Here is a 20742-nt window from a genome sequence, read left to right as displayed (position 1 = left end):
GCGCGGATGCCGCGGCATCGCGCGACCGTGCGTTCATTGCGGTGCGCCGCGCGCCGCCTGCGCGCGGTAAGCGCGCCAGCCGCCGAAGCGCGTGATGTCCTGCGCATCGTCGAGCGCTGCGCTTTCGCACAGGAAGCCCTGCACGCGCGCACCGTCGGCGAGTGTCAGCGTGCCGATGCCGAGCGGCGCCGCGATGCCGGCGACGAAACTGCCGTACGCGTCGACCGGCATCTCCCAGACTTCGACCGCGATCGGCGCGCCGCCGTCCGGCACGCGCACGAGGCCCGGTTTGGCGACACCGCCGCTTGCATCGGCGGACAGCGCATAGAGGCGATAGGCCGGCGCGGTCGTGGTCGCGGCGACGAAGCGCGCGCCACGCTGCGTGAGCTGCCCGTTCAACGGTTCGCCGCGAAGATGCGCGCCGACGACGGCCACCCGCACGACACCCGCGGCTGCGGCACGCGCCGACATCGCGGCCGCAGGCGGCCGAACGTCGTCGACGGCGGCAGCGCCATCGCCCCACGCGTGCGCGAGATCGAGCAGCCGCGCGTCGTCGTGCGCACGGCCGACGAACGTGATCCCGAACGGCAAGCCCGCATGCGGCCCGGTCGCGCACGTGCCCGCCGGCACCGCGATCGCCGACAGGTCGAGCAGGTTCACGAAGTTCGTGTAGTAGCCGAAGCGCGAATTGATCGCGATCGGATCGGCTTCGAGCGCGTCGACGGTCGCGGTCGTCGCCGAGGTCGGCATCACGATCGCGTCGAGGCCGTCCCACGCGCGGGCCGCATCGACGCGCAGCGCCGCGAGCCGGTCGAATGCGGCGAACGCATCGGCGGCGCTGAAGCGCGCCGCGCCGCCAACGATTTCGCGGATCACCGGATGCAGCGCGTCGGGCTCGCGCGCGGCGAACGCGCCGATCGCGGCGAGCCGCTCGGCGACCCACGGGCCGTCGTACAGCAGCCGCGCGGCGGCCAGGAACGGTGCGAAGTCGATCTCGACGATCCACGCGCCGCTCGCGCGCAGCCGGTCGAGCGCCGCGCCCCACGCCGCGCGATACGATGCGTCGCCGAAGAATTCGAGCTGATCGGCGCGCGGCGTGCCGAACCGCAATTGTGCGAGCGGCCGCGCCGGGTCCGCGCGCAATCCGTCCGCGCCCAACAGCGGCTGCCAGGCGCGCCCGTACGGGTCGCCTTCCGTCACGCCGTGCGCGGCGGCGAACACGGTGCGCGCGTCGTCCGCCGAACGCGCGAACACCGATACGCAATCGAGCGACCGGCAGGCCGGCACCACGCCGAGCGTGCTCAGCACGCCCCGTGTCGGCTTGAGCCCGACGAGCCCGTGGAAGGCGGCCGGCACGCGCCCGGAGCCGGCCGTGTCGGTGCCGAGCGAGAACGTCGCGACGCCGAGCGCGACCGCCACCGCCGACCCGGAACTCGAGCCGCCCGACGCATAGCGCGGATCGAGCGCATTGCGGCACGCGCCGTAAGGCGAGCGCTGCCCGGAGAGCCCGGTCGCGAACTGGTCGAGATTGGTTTTGCCGACGGGAATCGCACCGGCCGCGATCAATCGCTCGACCACCGGCGCGCTGCGTGCCGGCGTGTACGCATAGGCCGGGCAACCGGCTGTCGTCGGTATGCCGGCGAGGTCGATGTTGTCCTTGATCGCGAACGGCACGCCGTACAACGGCAACGACGCGATGTCGCGCCCCGCCAGCGCGTCGGCGTACGACATCATCTCGTCGCGCGTCAGCGGCCGGATCCACGCATGGTGCGGGTCGCCCGCGTCGAAGTGCGCGGCGATCGCGTCGACGAGCGCATGCGGCGTCAGGCCGCCCGCCGCGTAGCGCGCGCGCAGCGCGGCAATCGAGTGCAGCCCGGGCAGAACCGGGCGTTCCGTCGTGCTCATGCGACCTCCTCGGCGGCGCCCGTCTTCATCACCATCAGCCGCTGGCCGGCCACCACTGCCGCGCCAGGCGCGCAATCGATCGTCTCGATCGTGCCGTCTTCCGTTGCCGTCACCGCCACCTCCATCTTCATCGACTCGACGATCGCGACGACCTGCCCTTCGGTCACGCGCTCGCCGGCTTCGACCAGCACTTTCCACACGCTGCCCGATACGTCCGCGGCGATCGCGCGCTGCGTGTCGTCGAGCGCGCCCGCTACGCGGTCCGCTTGCGCATCGCCCAGTTCCCCGTCGCCGACGTATTCCGCGTGGCCCGCCGCGCGCCACCGCTCGCGCTCCGCGTCGAACGCGGCCTGCTGCGTCGCCTTGAACGCGGCGATCGACTCCGCCTCGTCGTGCAGGAAACGGTTGTAGGCGCGCAGATCGAACACGGATTCCTCGATCTTCAGCGTCGCGCGGCCCGCGATGAAATCCGCGCGCAGCGCAGCCAGTTCGGCCTCGCTGACTTCGTAGAAGCGGATCTCGTCGAAGAAGCGCAGCAGCCACGGCTTGCCGGCTTCGAATTCGCGCGTGGTGCGGTGGCGATTCCACATCTGCACGGTGCGGCCGACGAACTGATAGCCGCCCGGCCCTTCCATCCCGTACACGCACAGATACGCGCCGCCGATGCCGACCGCGTTCTCCGGCGTCCAGGTGCGCGCGGGGTTGTACTTCGTCGTCACGAGCCGGTGCCGCGGATCGAGTGGCGTCGCGACGGGCGCACCGAGGTAGACGTCGCCGAGGCCCATCACCAGATAGCGCGCGTCGAACACGATCCGCTTCACGTCGTCGATGCTCGCCAGGCCGTTGATGCGCCGGATGAACTCGATATTGCTCGGGCACCACGGCGCGTCGGGCCGCACCGACTGCATGTAGCGCTCGATCGCGACGCGCGTCGACGGGTCGTCCCACGACAGCGGCAGATGCACGATGCGGTTCGGCACGCGCAGGTCGGCCACGTCGGCCAGTTCGCGCTCGGCGGCCTGCAGATGCGCGAGCAGCGCGTCCAGCGGCAGCGTCCGTGAATCGAACTGCACCTGGAGCGAGCGGATACCCGGCGTCAGGTCGAGCATGCCGGGCAGCCGGTGCGCGTCGAGCCAGCCCATCAGCGCGTGCACGCGAAAGCGCAGGTTCAGGTCGAGCACGGGCGGCCCGTATTCGACCAGCACGTTGCGGTCGCCCGAGCGCCGGTAGACGACGCCGATACCGCCGCCGGCCGAGGGGTCGCGGTGCAGCACGCAATCGTCGGATGAGGCGGATGCAGCAGCAACAGCAGCAACGTCATCCGTCGCATTCACGATCGCCGCAGCCGATATCCCGACCGACACGTTCGCCCGCACGAACTGCACGGTATCGCCCGGCCGCAACTGCCCGAGCTTCCACAGCTCGTCGCGCACGACCGTCACCGGACACACGAAGCCGCCGAGGCTCGGCCCGTCCGGGCCGAGAATCACCGGCATGTCGCCGGTGAAATCGACGGCGCCGATCGCATACGCGTTGTCGTGAATATTCGACGGATGCAGCCCCGCCTCGCCACCGTCCGCGCGCGCCCATTGCGGCTTCGGGCCGATCAGCCGCACGCCGGTGCGGCTGGAGTTGTAATGGACGGTCCACTGCGTGCCGTAGAGCATCGCGATGTCGTCCGGCGTGAAGAAATCCGGCGCGCCATGCGGACCGTCGAGCACGCCGAGCGTCCACGCATGCGTCAGCGCGGGAATATCGGCCGCGGCCAGCGTCGCACCGGCGTCACCGCGCCCGGCGTCCGCGTGCAGATGCAGCACGTCGCCCTTGCGCAGCGCGCGGCCCGCATGGCCGCCGAACTGGCCGAGCGTGAAGGTCGCCTTGCTGCCGAGATAGTCGGGCACCTGCAGCCCGCCCTTGACGGCGAGACACGCGCGCACGCCCGCGCCGGTCACGCCGCCGAGCTTGAGCACCGCACCCGGTCGTGCGCGCACGACCTGCCAGAACGGCACCGCTTCGCCGTCGAGCGTGGCCGCGAACGGCGCGCCGCCGAGCACGAACAGCGTCGCAGTATTGAAGCGCAGCGTCGCGCCGACCATCGTGAATTCCAGCCCGGCCGCGTCGCGCGCGTTGCCGAGCAGCGCGTTCGCGAGGTCGAACGCGCGATCGTCCATCGGCCCCGACGGCGGCACGCCGATGCTCCAGTAGCCGACCCGCCCGGGCGCCTGCTGCACGGTGGTCTGCACGCCGCCGTCGAGCACGTCGATCGTGTGCGGCGCGAACGCGAAGCGCGACAGGAAGGCGGTCGTCGGCGCGCCGCGCGCGAACGTGTCGGACCCGACGACGGCGCGCAGGTAGTCGAGGTTGGTCTCGATCCCGTACAACTCGGTCCGGTCGAGCGCGGCGCGCAGCGCGGCCAGCGCGTCGCGCCGCGTGTCGCCATGCACGATCAGCTTCGCGAGCAGCGGATCGTAATGCGCGCTGATCTCCGTGCCTGCGTCGATCCAGCCGTCGACCCGCACGTCGTCGGGAAACGCGACGTACGTGAGCAGCCCGGCGCTCGGCTGAAACTGCTTGTTCGGATCCTCCGCATAGAGCCGCACCTGGATGCTCGCGCCGCGCGGCGCGACGGCGAGCGTGTCGAGCGGCGGCAGGTCGCCTTCGGCCTGCAGGATCATCCATTCGACGAGATCGACACCCGTCACGGCCTCGGTCACGCAATGTTCAACCTGCAGCCGCGTGTTCACCTCGAGGAAATAGAACTGCCGCGTGCTCGCGTCGAACACGAATTCGACCGTGCCGGCCGATGCGTAGCCCACCGCGCGCGCGAGCCGCACCGCGCTCGCGTGCAGCGCGTCGCGCTCGGCGTCGGTCAGGTCGGGCGCGGGCGTTTCCTCGATCACCTTCTGATTGCGCCGCTGCACCGAGCAATCGCGTTCGCCGAGCGCGATCGCACCGCCGCGGCCGTCACCGAAGATCTGCACTTCGATGTGCCGCGCGTGTTCGACGAACTTCTCGAGATAGACGCCCGCATGCGCGAAGTTCGCGGCGCCGAGCCGCACGACCGATTCGAACGCCGCGCCGAGCTGCCCGGCATCGCGGCACAGCGACATGCCGATGCCGCCGCCGCCCGCGGTGCTTTTCAGCATCACCGGATAGCCGATCGCGTCGGCTTCGGCGAGCGCCGTCGTCACATCGTCGAGCAGCCCGGTGCCGGGCAGCAGCGCGACGCCGTGCGCCGCCGCGAGTTCGCGCGCGGTGTGCTTGAGGCCGAACGCGCGCATGTGATCGCCGCGCGGCCCGATGAAGCGCAGGCCCGCCGCTTCGCAGGCATCGGCAAAGCCCGCGTGCTCGGACAGGAAGCCGTAGCCGGGGTGCACGGCCTGCGCGCCGGTCTCGCGTGCGGCGTCGAGGATCGCCGCGACATTCAGATAGCTGTCGGCCGCCGGTGCAGGCCCGACACGCACGGCTTCGTCGGCAAGCGCCACGTGGCGCGCGTCGCGATCGGCATCCGAATAGATCGCGACCGATGTGATGCCGAGGCGCTTCAGCGTGCGGATCACGCGGCACGCAATTTCGCCGCGGTTCGCGACGAGGACTTTGGCGAATCTCATGTTGCCTCCTGCCGGGCCGCCCCAAAGGAGGCAACCGCCCCCTTGGGGGGCAGCGAACGATAGTGAGCGTGGGGGTAGTTCATTCCGCCTCCTGCCGGGCCGCCCCAAGGGGCGTAGCGGGGAATTCGCGGAGCGTCGCTCCGCGCCCGCGCAGCCGGCCGGCTTTGCAAAGCCGGCCGTGGACGGCAACCGCCCCCTTGGGGGGCAGCGAACATGTCGGCCCGGAGTAGCGCTTCAGCGCGTACTCCGGCCCCATGCAAAGCAAGTGAGCGTGGGGGCAGTTCATTGCGCCTCCCAGATCATGAGGCGCACGGGCGTCGGGTTGTAACCGTTGCACGGGTTATTGAGTTGCGGACAGTTCGAGATCAGCACCGTGACGTCCATCTCCGCGCGCATCTCGACGTACTTGCCAGGCGCGGAGATGCCGTCCTCGAACGTGAGGCCGCCGAGCGGCGTGACCGGCACGTTCATGAAGAAGTTGACGTTGCCGACCAGGTCGCGCTTGGTCAGCCGCGCGCCGGCGCCGCACGTGCAGTGCGCGATCGCGTTGAGGAAGCTGTCGCGGCAGTTGTGCATGTAACGCTTGTCGAGCGCATAGCGCACCGTGTTGCTCTCGGCCGCGCACGCGCCGCCGAGCGTATCGTGACGGCCGCACGTGTCCGCGACGATCGTCGCCATCGGGTTGCCGCGGCTCGACACGAGCACGCTGCCCGCGCTCAGGTACAGGTTGCGCTGCGCGCGGATCGTGTCCTGCGCGCTGTAGCGTTCCTCGGGATCGTCGGTGCTATAGAACAGCGTGTCGACGGCCTGGTTGCCTTCGAGATCGAGAATGCGGAAGGTCTGCCCGCGCTTCAGGTCGTGCAGCCACGGGTCCCCCGCGTTCAGCGTGGTGTCGTGGATCGCGTCGCGCGGGTCGAGTCGGCTTTCGATGATCGGCATGGTCTCGCTCCTCATGCGAACAGACGGTCGGTGTTGGCGAAGCCGCGCGTGTTCTCCGCGCATGCACGCCGGCAAGGGTCATCCTCGGGCGCCGCGCCATCAACCGGATACGCGCGGTACGCGATCAGCTTCACGGCCTTCGGCGCGTAGTCCGGGCGCGGATCGAGCGGATGCGGCGCGGTCGAGAACGCCGCGAGCGTATTCATCTCGAAGCGCAGGTCGAACGCGCTGCCGGCCGGCGAATGGCCGGCGACGAAATCGAGCGCGCCGTCGTCACGCGTGTCCAGCTTGCTGAAGAAGTTGACGTTCGCGGCGAGGTCGCGCGCCGACAGGCCGTATTTCGCGAGCTCGAGCACGAGGCTGTCGCGGCCGTTGCGGATCATCGCGTTGCGATCGATCTGATACGACGACGTGCCGTACTTGTGCGCGAACAGCCGCGCATCGCCGACGCCGCCGAGCGGGTCGTGCCAGCCGAGCGTGTCGGCCGTGATCGATGCGATCACGCGCCCCATGTCCGTATACAGCGCATGGCCGCGCGTGAGATGCGCGGTGTGCTGCGCCTTCAGCGTATCGGCCATGTTGTAGCGTTCGAGCGGGTCTTCCTGACGATGAAACACGGCGGACAGGTTCGCGCCGCCGTCGATATCGACGATGCGCAGCGCGAGACCGCGGCGCAGGATGCCGGACCAGTGGGTTCCGGCGGGAATCAGCGTTTCCCACGCGACGTGTGGCGGCGGGGCAAGGACGGCTTGGGGGCTCGGCGACATGGCGGCTCCGGGGTCGGTTGGACAAAAGGCGTGAGAGGGCGACCGAACGACATCGCGACCTCCCGGGCTTTTATCCCTCCGTGGAGCCTCGCCGTTTCCTCTCATCGAGGCGAAGGCAAGACCGGATTGCTCTCGGACCAGGCATCGCGCGGCACACGCCGCACGACCGGAACCCTAGCGATCCTGAAGATGATGCAAATTGCTTCGCACCTCTCGGACATCGAATAAGCGAGTTGCGTGCCAGCCGCGGCCCGATCACCGCACGACGCGGCCCGGCGGCGCGATGCCGCGCGACAAGCGAATGGCGCACGCATGAGCTTGCCCTCGCGGCGGGCGCGCGGCGCACCATGCGCACGCAACCGCGCACCGGTGCAGTGCGCGTCGCGTGCTCGCGCACCGTGCGATCCGCGATGGCATGGCCATTGCTGAACTCACGCATCGTCACCTCATCCCCGCTCCTTCATGAACAAGCTCGACCTGCTCCGGCGCGCGCTGCACGCGCTGTTCGCCGCCCGCTTCATCGAACTTCAGCGCCCGCCGCGCCGCCGTTGAATCGCGTTGCCGCGTGCCGTTGGCACGCTTCTCGCTCGGCATGACGCCGAGAGGTGCGGCGGCGTCGCATCTTAGGGGTGCTAGGGTTCCGGTTCATCATCGAACGTCTGGTCCGAGAGCAGCCCGGCGCGGGTTCATCCGATCGCGAGACCGGATGCACGCGTGCTACACGGCGGGACAAAAGCCCGGGAGATCGGCGATGGCAACGGCCGTCGCGCCTCTCCGTGGCCGCCCTGTTCGTTCCGCATCCGCAGGAACCGGTCACGCAGCCGGAACGTGTGTTCGCGCACGATCCGTATCGACGATCCCGATCCCGGTCTCCTGGAGAACAACGATGACCCGTCCCGCCCCGGCGTTCCGCCGCCTGTCGTCCTTCCGTTTCATCCGTCATGCATTGGGCGCCGCCGCCGCGGCCGCCGCGCTATGGGTGGCGCCTACCGCTCACGCTGCCGCACCGCTGAAGATCGGCTACAGCGACTGGCCCGGCTGGGTCGCGTTCCAGGTCGCGCTCGACAAGGGCTGGTTCAAGGAGGCCGGCGTCGACGTCGATTTCGAGTGGTTCGATTATTCGGCGTCGCTCGACGCGTTTTCCGCAGGCAAGCTGGACGCGGTCGCGGCGACCAACGGCGATGCGCTCGTGACGGGCGCATCCGGCGCGAAGAACGTGATGATCCTGCTGACCGACTATTCGGCCGGCAACGACATGATCGTCGCGAAGCCGCCGCTGCGCACCGTCGAGGCGCTGAAAGGCAAGAAGGTCGGCGTCGAGCTCGGCCTCGTCGACCACCTGCTGCTCGAAACCGCACTGCAGAAGCATGGGCTCAAGGACAGCGACGTCACGCTCGTGAATGCGAAAACCAACGAGCTGCCGCAGGTGCTCGGTTCGTCGGCCGACATCGCGGCGGTAGCGGCGTGGCAACCGAATGCCGGCGAGGCGTTGAAGCGCGCGCCGGGCGCACGCGCGATCTTCACGTCGGCGGATGCGCCGGGGCTGATCTACGATGCGATCACGGTCGCGCCGGCGAGCCTCGCCGCGCGCCGCGCCGATTGGGCGAAGGTGGTCAAGGTCTGGTATCGCTGCGTCGCGTACATCAACGATCCGAAGACGCAAGCCGATGCGGTCAAGATCATGTCGGCGCGCGTCGGGCTCGCACCGGCGCAATACCTTCCGTTGCTGAAGGGCACGCACCTGCTCGACGAAGCGGCCGCGAAGCGTGCGTTCCGCAAGGGAGACGGGCTCGATTCGATCTACGGCTCGACGCGAAATGCGAATGCATTCAACGTGCGTAACGCCGTGTACAAGCAGTCGCAGGACGTCGATGCGTATATCGATTCGCGGTTTATTGACGTGCATTGACGGCAGCATGCCCGCCGGCGCGGCGATGTACCGCGTCACGTCGGTGGGCAACGCGCGTCGGCCGCATGCTTCGTACAGGAGTGACGTTCCGCCATGTGCCCGGTTGAATCCGCAACCCGAAGCGGACTTTCGCATTGCCGCTAGTGCAACGACTGCTTTCACGATGAAACTGCCGTCCGCACCATCAAGCGGGTAGGCGAGTCATCGATGCTTTTCGACCATTCGCTTTTAGCGAAACAGTCACTTAAAAACTCCCGATTCATCGGTTGACAATCCTGTTTGTCTACCTAATATGAATCGAGCGCGGCACGCTCGTGATCGCTGATTCGATAAAGACTCAGATTGTCGATTGGCCAACTGAGTCGTGTGAACCGAAGACTTCGATCAATTATCCGAAGTAGATTGCGAATTGCTCGGGATGCGCATTCAATGTGCGTATCGAGTGAAGCGACACGATGTGCATTGAAAGGACGGGGGCGTTTGAGTCGTTCGCAAACGCATAGTCAACGAAGCGTGGCCTACTGATGTCGGCGAAGAAAAATGAATACGCCTGGTCAGCCGTGGACGTTGGTGAAACACATTCTCGTTGGTGATCGAGAGCTCGGCGCCGCGCGTGCATATTGCCAGTCTCTGCTCGACGCGCCCGTGCATCGCCTGCCGCTGATCGCGTATCGGGAGGATAGTGCCCAAGGCCGGCGTCTCGTACGTATCGAGCGCTTTGTGGAAGATTTCGCCGAGCGGACCGGGATCGATCTGCATGCGCGCTGCAATGCGCTCGCGCGAGCGCTGTTCGAGCGTCCCTGCCTGCTATTCAAGGACAAGATCAATTTCCGCTACCCGGCCTCGCCAGGCTTTAGGGCGCATCAGGACGCCGCCGCGGGCTGGAATCGCTATGCGTCGCACTACGCGACCGTTGCTGTGCTGATTGAGGCGTCGCAGCCTGACAGCGGTGGCTTTGAATTCGCGACCGGGGCGTCGCCCGGCTTTCTTTATCCGAATCTGAACGGTCAACTCGACGACGCATTCTTCGCGTCGCTTTGCCCGCAATCACTCGATGTAGACGCAGGCGACGGACTGCTATTTGACGGCTATGCGGCGCATCGGACATATGCAAACCGAACGGGACATGTTGTCCCACATCTTTTTCTCACGTTCAATTGCGCCGACGAGGGCGATTTTCGCGACCGCTATTACGCGGAAAAGATCGCGGGCATGGCATCGCACGGCGACGGCTACGCGTTCCGACTGTTCGATTTCGGTCCCGAAGGAGCCATGCGATGACACGCTTCGTCGGCAACATCAGGGTCGAGTTTCTTGACCCCGCGCAACGGTCGGACGTTGTCTACCGGGGCCTCGAAACCGCGCTGTCGGCGAAGGATTCCCGACGTTTTCAGCGTGTGATGCTGGTGTCCCCCGGGGCGATCCTGTACCGTGGCGACCTGCCTCGCTGCACCTATCCATTGGGACTGGGCTATCTCGGCGCGATGCTCGAGCGCAATGGCTATGACGTACGGCTGCTAGACTGCCTGGTTGAGGGCTACGATCAGATTGAACCCGTCGACAACGCGGGCGAGTTCGTTCGCTACGGTCTCGGTGCCCGGTCGATCCGCGACGCGTTGCGCCGGTGGGAGCCGGACGTGATCGGCGTGTCCAGCATTTTCTCGAACCAGTCCGACATCATCGAGGAAATCTTCCGTATCGCGCGCGATACGGTTCCCGACGCGCTTCTGATCACGGGGGGTGCCCACGCACGGTATTTTCCGGAGCAGTATCTCGAGTCGCTTGACGCCGACGCGGTTTTTCTCGGCGAATCGGAAAACACGATCGTGGAATTCCTCGACTGGGCGAACGGCGCACGACCACTCGAGAGCCTGCAAGGCATCGTCGTGCGGCAGCGCAGCGTCAACCGGATCTTCTCGAACAAGTCGATGCCGCTCATCAAGGTTGCGCGAGCATGTTCGACCGACCCGATCGCCGACCTCGACGTCATTCCCTATCCGGCCTGGCACCTATACAACATGGAGCGTTACTTCGAAATCGGCGCCTATCAGTCGCCCTATACGGTCGGATCGCGTGTGGCTCAGCTCTACACTAGCCGAGGATGTACCGCGAAATGCTCGTTCTGCACGACGACCAACTTCTGGGGCGGCAAGCTGCGCCGTCGCAGTCCGGAGAACGTGACGAATGAAATCCGTTCGCTCGTCGAGCACTACGGAATTGACGAATATCACATACAGGACGACAACATCACGAACGACAAAGAGCATGCGCGCATGTTGTTTCGTGCGCTGGCCGACATCAAGCTTCCGTGGTGCACGCCGCAAGGAACCGCGCTTTGGCGCATGGATGAAGGCCTGCTCGATCTGATGCGCGACGCGGGATGTTACCAAATCACGTTCGCGATCGAAAGCGGCGTGCAGCGCGTGCTGACCGAGCTGATCCGTAAGCCGCTCGATCTCGCGCGCACGCGTCATCTCGTGAGATACGCACGAGATATCGGGCTCGACGTACATGGCTTCTTCATCATCGGCATGCCGCCGATGTTCGGTTGCGATGGCGAAACGATCGACGAAATGCGCGAAACCTATCGCTTCGCATGCAACGCGGGCTTCACCAGCGCATCGTTTTTCACGGCAACGCCGATAGTCGGTTCGGAACTGCTGACGGAATGCTTGCGCCAAGGATTCGTTGCCCCGGACACACCGCTTTATAGAATGTCGTACAAGCAGGGGTTGATCGAAGTTCCCGGACTTTGGACCGGCACCGAGATCGCCGCACTCGCACACGAATTCAACACGTTGTTCAACAGAGGGAGTGTCAAGCATGGACGCCGATTCTGGAGCGAGCAGCAATACTGAATGTAATGGCGAAGGTACGCGGCCGCGGCCGGTCGTCTATGTCGCGATGTGCGCGGACGTGTTCCATGATGGTCACGTGAACGTGCTGCATCATGCGTCGACTTACGGCGACGTGATCGTGGGATTGATGACCGACGAGGCAATTGCGAGCTACAAGCGGATGCCGCTCTTCTCGTTCGAGCAGCGGCGTGCGGTCGTCGCGAGCAGTGTCTGGGTCAAGGATGTCGTGCCGCAGACGACACTCGACTTCCGCCCCAATCTACGCGAGCTTCGGCCCGAATTCGTTGTACATGGCGATGACTGGCGAGAAGGCGCACAGCGCGATACGCGTGCACAAGTTGTCGAGGTGTTGCGTGAGTGGAGCGGCACACTGATCGAAATACCCTATACGCACGGCGTATCGTCGACCTATGCCCAGCAACGCATCCGCCGAAACGGTATTGCACCGAGCGCGCGGCAAGCGCGTTTGCGCCACGCACTGCGCGTACGCCCGTTGATTCGCGTGCTCGAGGCCCATAGTCCGCTCGCTGCGCTGATCGTCGAGCGCGCGCAGGTTCGAGACGGTGGAGGCGTTCGCGAATTCGACGCGATCTGGTCGAGTAGCCTGACGGACTCGACAGTGCGCGGCAAGCCGGACATCGAAGTCGTGGATCTGTCGATGCGGTTGCAAACGATCAACGAAATGTTTGACGTGACGACGAAGCCACTCGTTTATGATGCGGACAGCGGAGGTCTGCCCGAGCATTTCGTGTTCACGGTGCGTGCGCTCGAGCGTGTCGGCGTGTCGGCCGTCGTGATCGAAGACAAGGTTGGCCTCAAGCGCAATTCCTTGTCGTCCGGCGTATCCGCCCAGAGCCAGAGCGACATCGCGGAATTTTGCGAGAAGATTGCCGCCGGCAAGGATGCGCAGGTTGACGACGCGTTCATGATCGTGGCACGGATCGAAAGCTTCATCCTGGGCGCGGGGATTGATGATGCACTTCAACGCGCGCATGCGTATGCGCAGGCGGGCGCCGACGCGGTATTGATCCACAGCCGCAACCACCAACCCGTCGAGGTACTGGACTTCTGTCGTGCGTTCCGGCTCGCCGATGCGCGGACGCCGATCTTTGCGATCCCGTCAACTTATGACATCGTCAGCGAGCACGACCTCGAGGTTGCCGGCGTAAACGGCGTGATTTACGCCAATCACCTGCTGCGCGCTGCGTATCCAGCAATGACGGCCGCCGCCGAGTCCATATTGCGCCATGGACGCGCGCACGAATGCGCGCGTGCGGGCGCGAGCCTGCACGACATTTTGTCCGTGGTGGCCGGCAATGTGGCCGATGCCGGCGCGCGGGCCGATGCGACGCCAAGAACCGGCGAAACCGTGTAAAGAGGTGGAACGACATGTCCGTACACCTGTCGCTCGTATTCCCGGGCGCCGCCGCGCACGTTCCGCAGCTTGTTCGCGAACTTGTCGCACGGCGGATCGCGGTGCTTCGCGGCCCTCGCTCGTTCGATCTGAGCGATGCGCAGGCATTGCTGCATCTCGGGGCCATGACGTGCGATCGCGTCGACTACGTCGTCGCCGACGCTTCCCCCACGCTGGAATCGATCGAGATGGCCGGCGCGTTCTTTGCGGCGAGCGGCGCGGACGCGATTCTTGCGATAGGCGGCGGGGCTGTCATCGATACGGCGAAAGGTGTCAGACGGATCGCCGCATGTCCGCACTTGTGCGCCGCCGATGCGCTACGTATGCGCGGCGGGTCTACCCGACGGCTTCCTGCTTGCATCGCGGTGCCAACCACGGCCGGGACGGGAAGCGAAGTCACGCCATTCGCGACGTTCTATGTCGGAGGCATCAAGCATTCGGTCGACCATCAGGACGCCATGCCGGACCGCGCCGTGGTCGATGCGCGATTGACGGGAAGCCTCGACGCACGCCAGACGGCCTGCTCCGGTGTCGACGCAATCTGCCACGGCATCGAGTCGATGTGGTCGAACGCGGCGACGGCGGAAAGCATCACGTATGCGAGCGATGCGCTGACGCTCTGTGGCAGGCATCTAGGCGACGCGATTCGCAAGGGAGACGCCAACGCACGTGCCGCCGTCATGTACGCTGCGCATCTGTCCGGCCGCGCGATCGCGATCACCCGCACAACCGCGGCACATGCGTTGTCGTACGCTCTGACGGCGCGGTTCGGTATCCCCCACGGTCATGCGGTCGGCCTGTTCATGGGGCCGGTGCTCGCCGAACACGCGCGTGCGGTTCATCGCGGCAAGGGCATTGCCGAATATCAGGAGACGATCCTGGCACGCCTCGCGTTGCCGAATGCACGCACGCCACGGCAGCGATGGGAGGCGCAGTTGCGTGAATGGGCGCTGCCCGCGACGCTCGCAGAGGCCGGCGTCCCGCGCTCGGCATACGCGGAACTCGTTGCGGAGGTGAATCTCGAACGGCTCGCCAATCATCCGGTACGCCTCGATCTGCAACATTTGCTCGATGCGTTGTAAGTACGGACCGCTGATCGATTTCAATCCAGATAATCGGCCCGCAACGCGGCATTTGCCCCCGACGCGTTGATCAGCGGACCACTTTACGGGGGCATGGAGAGCAAGTGATGAGCAAGCAACCCGAAGTGGTACATGCGAATTTCGATTTGTTCCAGAAGGAGGCGTCGACCCTGATCGGATCGTTCTCGGAGGCGATCGCGCGCGTCGGCAGGGGGCCCGCGCCCAATCAGGCAGTGCTCAAGCAGGTGCTCGAGGCCTCGCTCGCGAACACACTGGCGTCACTCGCGGCGTCATTGGCGACGTCGATCTCCCACGTGTCGCGTGCCGATTCGTTCGCGAACAACGTAGGCCGTTTGCGTGAGCGTGTGCAGTCGCAAAGCAATTTGTTGATCAAGGCAAGCGAGATCAAGTGAAAGATGCGGCCTGGTTGAAACTAGGCCGCACTTGTGAGAGCACGCTCATCATGACCTCCGATTCGGGCACTTTTCAGGCGTTCTTGCGTCAGCAGATCGAACGGGAGCAGGCGCCCGTCTACAAGCCGATTCGCAGGCTGTCGACGCGCCTGTCGTGGCGCCTCGCGAAAGCGAACGTCCACCCCAACCTGCTGACGTTTCTCGGGGCGCTCGCGGCGCTCGCCGCCGCGACCCTGATGTCGTACGGGCAGCGTGGCGCGATGATGGCGGCAGCGGCGCTTATCGCGGTCGCGTATCTGTTCGACTGCATGGATGGTGAGGTTGCGCGAGCCGGCGGCCGGGCGTCCGCGTTCGGCGGACAGCTCGATCAGCTTTCGAATTGGGTGACGCTCGTCGCACTGCAGATCGGGCTGGCACTCGGCGCCTCCGTGCAGTCCGGCAACCCGTCGATGGCGACGTGGGGAATGTTTGCCTTGGCCGGCTGGTGCACGTTCTACTACCTGTACCTGCAACTCGCGAGCTGGGTGCCAGGCGACGGCCCGTTTGCGCTGCTGCGCAAGTTGTCGCGCATTCTCTTCGCGGCGATGCCGCTCGACGAGAATCTCGTGCTGCTTGCGGCGATCACGGGCCATGCGAAGATCGGTATCGTGGTATCGGCGATGCTGTCGCTGGCGCTGTCGGCGGTAGTTTGCGCGACTTACATCGCAGGCATGATCGCATCGATGCGCGAGACGCGCCAGGCGGATGCGGCATCAACGGCCCCCCCCTCCTGACGCGGCAATCCGGGCGACAGAAGGGATTTCCGGGATCGGCATCGACGTGGCAGGTTCACCGCACATGATTACCCGCATCTTGTGCCTACTACCCGTTCGCAACGGCGCGGAGCACCTGCAGGCATACTTCGATAACGTGCGGCGCTTCGCGTCCGGCATCGTCGCGCTGGACGATGGAAGTACGGACCAGACGCTCGACCTGCTGCGCCGGGAGGCACTTGTTCTTCAGGTGCTGCGCAATCCGCGACGATGGTCCTGTGCAGGATGGAACGACGCAGAGAACCGTCAAAGGTTGCTAGACGCTAGCGCCGTCCACGCACCCGACTGGATCGTCTGGCTCGACGCCGATGAACTCATCGCGGAACCCGACCTGCCTCTTCTGCGAACGCTGATCTCCGAAATCGCAAATCCGGGGCACGCTTATGCGTTCGAGGTTCTCAGAATGATCGGGGACTTGGCTCATTTCGACCAGCACCGACTTTGGGTGTATCGAATGTTCGGCTTCCGGGCCGGACAGCGTTTGCCTGCGGCGCGCCTGCACTTCCAGCCGATTCCGGACGACATCTCCCGGGAGCACATGCACCGGACCATCATTCGCATTCTGCACAAGGGCGGCATGACCCCGCAGGCAAGGCGCGCCAGATTTCTGAAATATCGAGAGGCCGATCCCGGGAAACTCTGGCAGGCGACGTATGCCAATCTCCTAGCAGGTCCGGGACATCTGTGGAGCCTGCGCGCGCATCCGAAAGACGCAGACATCGTCATCGAATGATCCCGCCTCTGGATTGCATCGATTTCCGTGACGGACCTAGCGAACGCTGCGGGACGCGACGATCGTTTCCGCGACCACATCCAGCGTATCCATCAACGGCTCCAGTTCTGCCGTCAACGCCGGGGTAATCATCAGTTGCTGTCCATCGGGTGAAAGCACAGCGAAGATACCTCGCTCGAGCAGTGACTGGATGATTTTTTTTGGTCGGGACGCGTGCGCAAATTCGGGATCGCCTCCCCCGAGGTTGACCGCCATCGATAGCCCTACGCCATGGATGTCGAAGTGGCCCCCCAATTTTCGGCCGTTGGATTCGAATATCGCGGTCACGGCACTCGCCAGTTCGAGCGCACGGCTACCCAGGTCGGCGGCCTGGTGGAATGCAAGGGTCGACAACGCCGCTGCACAGCCCGCCGGCGACCCACCGTAAGTGGAAGCGAAAGAAGCTTCGTCCAAAAAGGATCGCAAATCGTTTGCCACGAGCGCGAGAGATAACGGGTAGAGCCCGTTTGTGAGTGCCTTTCCGCAAGTAATGACGTGCGGGCGAATGGGGCGGCCTTGGAATGACCATGGATGCCCCGTTCTGTTCATACCCGTCCCGATTTCATCACAGACCAACAGAAAGCCAAATTCGTCCGAAAGGCGCTGAAGCAGATTCAGGAATGCGTCCGGTACGACACGGCACCCGGCGTTGGTGAGGACGGTTTCGAACACGACCGCTCCTATGCTGTCTTCTCGCGTGAGTAACGCTTCGATCGTTGCAAGGTCCGCGTCCGAAACAGGAGCGGGCAGCGCGAAACGTCGATTATCGAGCCCCAGCGCATCAATGTGGTCGACAGGATATCCCGCGGCGAGCGCCGCGCCGAGCGTGCTTCCGTGATAGGCGTCGCCGACGCACGCGACTCCCCCTCTGCCGGTTGTGACGCGGGCGACCTTGAGCGCGTTGTCGATCGCCTCACTGCCGCTGCATGACAGGATCGGAATGTATCCGGGAAAGATGCTGCCGAGCTGTTCCTTGAACCGCTCCTGGTTCGGATCCGTGCACCATGAGGGTCTGAAAGGGAGGGCTCTGGCGGCCTCGATCCAGTCCGTGAAGATCGCTTCGTTGTTCCAGCCGGCATTGGTGACGTTCCAACCGGAAGTCAGGTCGTAGTAGACACGCCCGTCGATGCCGATCAGTCGATCGTTCTTCGCGCCATGGAGCGCCAGCAGTTGTTCTCGGCCCATCTTTCGTCCTCGCTCACCATCGCCATTAGTCGTCTATCGCGCCCTCGGTCTTGTAGCAGTTGCGGCAGTGCGGCACGACCCGGCGCCCTGACGAGACGAGACTGGACCGGAACGCCTGACCTCGGCGCAGGATGTCGTCGACCTCTTCGCTGAAAATGTTTCCAATGACGCCACTCCGATCGAACGAGAGCATGCAGACATGCACATCGCCGGTTACCGTGATGCACATCGCGTTGCCTGCCCAGAAACAGGCTCCTTGAGGAAGGACGTCGGCCGCAAAGGGTATTTCCCGTCCTTCTCTGTCAATAGGGCAGACTCTGGTCCATGCGTCGCACCTGCGGGACAGGACGACAAGCTCACGATCGTAGATCGCGCCGCGCAGATAGGTGATCTCGTAGATTCCGACGCTCAAATGCGGCTCGCCTGCGGCATCTCGCGCATCCAGCAGCCTTTCCAAGCCGCGCAGCGTTGGTAACCACGTGCCGGGCCCCCGGTTGGCTTCGTGCAGGACTCGTCCACCCCCGTCTATGGACACGTATGCGAGATCTCCTTCGCGTGTTTGCCGAACAATCTCGGCACACGTGTCGTGCGAAAGCAGGAGCCCGTTAGTGTGGAACTCGAGTGGAACGCCAGGAGCGGTCGTATTGCGGATGCGAAGAAATTCGCCAAATCGCTTGTTTGTCAGCGGTTCACCGCGCCAGTTCAGATGGAGTTTCTCGATCGTGACGCCGGCGGCATTCAATTTTTCGAGCACGAGCGCGAAGTGATCCGTCGAGAGCAGGCGCGATGTATGGACATGCTTGGTATAGCAGTCGCGGCACGCCAGATTGCATGCCGCGGACAGATCCATCCAGATCCATAGGGGAACGGATCCTCGTTCCATTATCGGATTGCCCCCAAGGCACGCCAGTCGACCATGCGCAGGGTGCTTCGCCGCCCGTCCAGCGCCCCCTCAATTTCACGCCATTGACGGTCCCAAATCGAAGTCGATCGAGGATCGACCCGGATGACCTTGCCTGCCGACGTAGACGCCCAGATCCACGATCCGTCCGGCAGGCACGCCGCGGCATGTTCGTGGATTCCGTCTTCGTCCCAGTCGAAAAAAGCCAACAGGCAGCGCTGCGCCGATACCATCTCCGTGGCTTGTACAGTAACGCCTTGACGGCCTCTCGCCATTTGATCCGCAGTCATCCATGGAAGCTGCGCAACCGTGAGCCGCAGGCTCTTGCGAATGGCACGCATCAACAGACTCGAACAATCGATGCCGGTCGGCCCGCGGCCGCCGAACTTGTACGGGGCGCCAACCGAAGCCGCCAACCAGTGAGCGAGTCGAATCTCGTACCTGGCAATCGAGGCGATCATTCGAACGGCTGAACGCCCGAAACAAGAATGATTTTGTGGGCGAGCCGTGGGCTTCTGAGCGACGACGACGCCCCCACGACCATCGTTCCTGTAATGAGATCGTGCTGGTATTTGACGCTCGGCCACCATGGCGGGATATAAAGGATGGCTTCCACGCCGTCCTGGACAAGCAACCCGTCAGCGCCGGCTTCGGTAATGCTGACGACAGCCGGACTGCCGGGCTTGATCTTGCCAGCAACCGCCAGGCTTTCGCCCCCGATGTGCAGCTCGCCGCCAATGCCGGTCCGATTAGCCGTTTGCACCACTAATTGTGCGTCGCCGACCCGTAGCGGCGTTGATTTGATGTCGTCGGTGTGAACCGACAATGACAGATACCACGTTCCCCGGATTCGGACTGCCGCCATCGTTGCCCCCTTATGCGATAAGTGTGGTGGCTACTCGATAGAAACACGCAAAGAGCGTATCCATGTAGCGTTGCGTTGTCTACTATTAGATGCACCATCAACTCCGACCTGAGCAGGTGATGCATGGCACCGCGACCCTGCGACTTGCGTCGACAGGAGTGCGTTCGATGAAATCCGTCTCATCTGGCCAGACCCCAAACGAGTTACATCGATTCACCGGGACGCCCTCCCACCCCCTCCTCTGGGCCGTTCGTTGCTCTGGCGAAGTCTTCCGTGTCACGGCGACGGGAAAAATCACCGAGTCGTCCCTTCCGAAGGGATGGCATGCCGAGGAGGTCACGGTTGCCGCGCAGGGTAGGACCTGGGTCATGGCACGAAACGAATGTCACGCGAGATGGGGAGTCTGGCTGCGCGTTGCTGGCGGGGCTTCCTGGAAGCTGGTGATCGAGTTGGAACAGCATGCTGCGATTGCTGCAGCAAGGTCAGGCGTATGGGTGCTGGCAGGACACCGGCTGGACTTGATTGGCGACGACGGTCGTATTCTGCAATCCAATGGTCTCGAATTCGACGCGGTTGGCGTCTGTGAAGGTCCCGATGAGTCGCTGTGGTTGTTGGGGGGCCTTGCACGCTTGGGGGGAAAGCCGATTCGGAGACGAGGCGCAGGGGCGACGTGTTGGCACGAGATGCCAGAACCCATCGCGGCGACACAAATTGCTTGCGCACCGGACGGATGCGCGTGGACGGTCAACTCGCGAGGAGACCTTTGGCGGCTTCACCCGGACGGCCCCGGTCACTTCGCCGAGTGCCGTCAATCGGCAAACTGCCGCAACTGCCTGAAATCGCCTCGCGCCGGCATGGTCATCCGCGTCTGTGTCGGAACCGACGGTCAGGTCTGGTGTTTGACCCCAAAAACGGTACCAGGAGGATATTGCATCGCCAGACTGGCGCCCGGAAGCCGCCGCATGACTGAACTTCCCGGCCAGGTTGGCGCGATCAGCATTGCCGCTGCCACCGGTTGGCCTGACGGCGAGTAAGTGTCCAAAGCAGCATATCGGCGTCGGGCCGATGTTCCGCACCAATGTCAGCCCGGAAGCAATTCAGCCGATGGCGCTCTAGTGAAGCGGACATGCGACCTGGTCGATTTTTGGCGGAGACGAGTTAATCCGCTTTGGGCGACCGCACGACGCGCATCATTGGTACGCGAGCGGCCGGTAAGTCCTTGAAAAGCCGACACCCGAATGTCAGATCCCCTTACGCGAAGAATGGCGCTTCCTCGCCGATAGCGGCCTCTCGCCACACCGCCAACCGC

The 20742-nt window shown here is 64.7% G+C and carries 17 protein-coding genes and 2 riboswitches; of the genes, 9 read left to right on the top strand and 8 right to left on the bottom strand.

Annotated features, from left to right (window positions below):
• Positions 1–33: 33 nt before the first annotated feature.
• From atzF to JYG37_RS30710, 4 genes are all read right to left on the bottom strand, one after another.
• A complete protein-coding gene (gene atzF, locus JYG37_RS30725) occupies positions 34–1905 on the bottom strand; it encodes an allophanate hydrolase (protein ID WP_124630110.1) in 1872 nt (623 codons plus the stop codon).
• Entirely contained in the window at positions 1902–5516 is a 3615-nt protein-coding gene (gene uca, locus JYG37_RS30720; protein ID WP_213346970.1) for an urea carboxylase, read from the bottom strand. Before uca ends, atzF begins: the two co-directional genes overlap by 4 nt.
• Before the next feature lie 282 nt (positions 5517–5798).
• Entirely contained in the window at positions 5799–6455 is a 657-nt protein-coding gene (locus tag JYG37_RS30715) for an urea amidolyase associated protein UAAP2 (RefSeq protein WP_050015406.1), read from the bottom strand.
• Positions 6456–6466: 11 nt separating this feature from the next.
• Positions 6467–7222: an urea amidolyase associated protein UAAP1 gene (locus JYG37_RS30710; protein WP_124679169.1), complete on the bottom strand. Its 756-nt coding sequence runs from the start codon at positions 7220–7222 to the stop codon at positions 6467–6469.
• Between the two features lie 57 nt (positions 7223–7279).
• Positions 7280–7411: riboswitch (guanidine-I (ykkC/yxkD leader) on the bottom strand.
• A gap of 432 nt (positions 7412–7843) precedes the next feature.
• A riboswitch (guanidine-I (ykkC/yxkD leader) is annotated at positions 7844–7968 on the top strand.
• A gap of 140 nt (positions 7969–8108) precedes the next feature.
• On the opposite strand from JYG37_RS30710, the gene JYG37_RS30705 reads away from it, so the two are divergent.
• From JYG37_RS30705 to JYG37_RS30670, 8 genes are all read left to right on the top strand, one after another.
• Positions 8109–9131, top strand: a complete 1023-nt coding sequence (locus JYG37_RS30705) for an ABC transporter substrate-binding protein (RefSeq protein ID WP_213346968.1) — start codon at positions 8109–8111, stop codon at positions 9129–9131.
• A 540-nt stretch (positions 9132–9671) separates the two neighbouring features.
• Positions 9672–10412 (top strand): phytanoyl-CoA dioxygenase family protein, encoded by a 741-nt coding sequence (locus JYG37_RS30700; protein ID WP_124637501.1) that lies wholly within the window; start codon positions 9672–9674, stop codon positions 10410–10412.
• Positions 10409–11989, top strand: coding sequence for a B12-binding domain-containing radical SAM protein (locus JYG37_RS30695; protein ID WP_124630107.1), 1581 nt, complete (start codon positions 10409–10411; stop codon positions 11987–11989). Before JYG37_RS30700 ends, JYG37_RS30695 begins: the two co-directional genes overlap by 4 nt.
• Positions 11955–13364 (top strand): phosphoenolpyruvate mutase, encoded by a 1410-nt coding sequence (aepX, locus tag JYG37_RS30690; RefSeq protein ID WP_124630106.1) that lies wholly within the window; start codon positions 11955–11957, stop codon positions 13362–13364. The genes JYG37_RS30695 and aepX overlap by 35 nt, the downstream gene beginning before the upstream one ends.
• A gap of 14 nt (positions 13365–13378) precedes the next feature.
• Entirely contained in the window at positions 13379–14485 is a 1107-nt protein-coding gene (locus JYG37_RS30685) for a phosphonoacetaldehyde reductase (RefSeq protein ID WP_185722562.1), read from the top strand.
• Between the two features lie 107 nt (positions 14486–14592).
• Positions 14593–14898: a hypothetical protein gene (locus JYG37_RS30680; protein ID WP_124630104.1), complete on the top strand. Its 306-nt coding sequence runs from the start codon at positions 14593–14595 to the stop codon at positions 14896–14898.
• A gap of 50 nt (positions 14899–14948) precedes the next feature.
• Positions 14949–15671: a CDP-alcohol phosphatidyltransferase family protein gene (locus JYG37_RS30675; RefSeq protein ID WP_124630103.1), complete on the top strand. Its 723-nt coding sequence runs from the start codon at positions 14949–14951 to the stop codon at positions 15669–15671.
• A gap of 64 nt (positions 15672–15735) precedes the next feature.
• On the top strand, positions 15736–16443 hold the full coding sequence (locus JYG37_RS30670) for a glycosyltransferase (protein WP_185722560.1): 708 nt from the start codon (positions 15736–15738) through the stop codon (positions 16441–16443).
• Between the two features lie 36 nt (positions 16444–16479).
• On the opposite strand, the gene JYG37_RS30665 is transcribed toward JYG37_RS30670, so the two are convergent.
• The 4 genes from JYG37_RS30665 to JYG37_RS30650 are packed head-to-tail and all read right to left on the bottom strand — an operon-like array spanning position 16480 to position 19394.
• Positions 16480–17667, bottom strand: a complete 1188-nt coding sequence (locus JYG37_RS30665; protein WP_213346966.1) for an aminotransferase class III-fold pyridoxal phosphate-dependent enzyme — start codon at positions 17665–17667, stop codon at positions 16480–16482.
• Between the two features lie 25 nt (positions 17668–17692).
• The gene (locus tag JYG37_RS30660) at positions 17693–18517 is read right to left on the bottom strand and encodes a radical SAM protein (RefSeq protein ID WP_185722558.1); all 825 of its coding nucleotides are present in this window, start codon (positions 18515–18517) and stop codon (positions 17693–17695) included.
• A 32-nt stretch (positions 18518–18549) separates the two neighbouring features.
• Positions 18550–19029, bottom strand: coding sequence for an NlpC/P60 family protein (locus JYG37_RS30655; RefSeq protein ID WP_185722556.1), 480 nt, complete (start codon positions 19027–19029; stop codon positions 18550–18552).
• Complete coding sequence (locus tag JYG37_RS30650; protein WP_204384782.1) at positions 19026–19394, bottom strand: hypothetical protein; 369 nt, start codon at positions 19392–19394, stop codon at positions 19026–19028. Before JYG37_RS30650 ends, JYG37_RS30655 begins: the two co-directional genes overlap by 4 nt.
• 407 nt (positions 19395–19801) lie before the next feature.
• Here JYG37_RS30650 and JYG37_RS30645 point away from each other — a divergent pair, with 407 nt between their 5' ends.
• Complete coding sequence (locus JYG37_RS30645; protein WP_124637496.1) at positions 19802–20467, top strand: hypothetical protein; 666 nt, start codon at positions 19802–19804, stop codon at positions 20465–20467.
• Positions 20468–20742: the final 275 nt, after the last annotated feature.

Source organism: Burkholderia sp. LAS2 (genome assembly GCF_018417615.1).
Taxonomy (GTDB): Bacteria; Pseudomonadota; Gammaproteobacteria; order Burkholderiales; family Burkholderiaceae; genus Burkholderia; species Burkholderia sola.
This window is presented reverse-complemented; position numbering and strand designations above follow the sequence as displayed.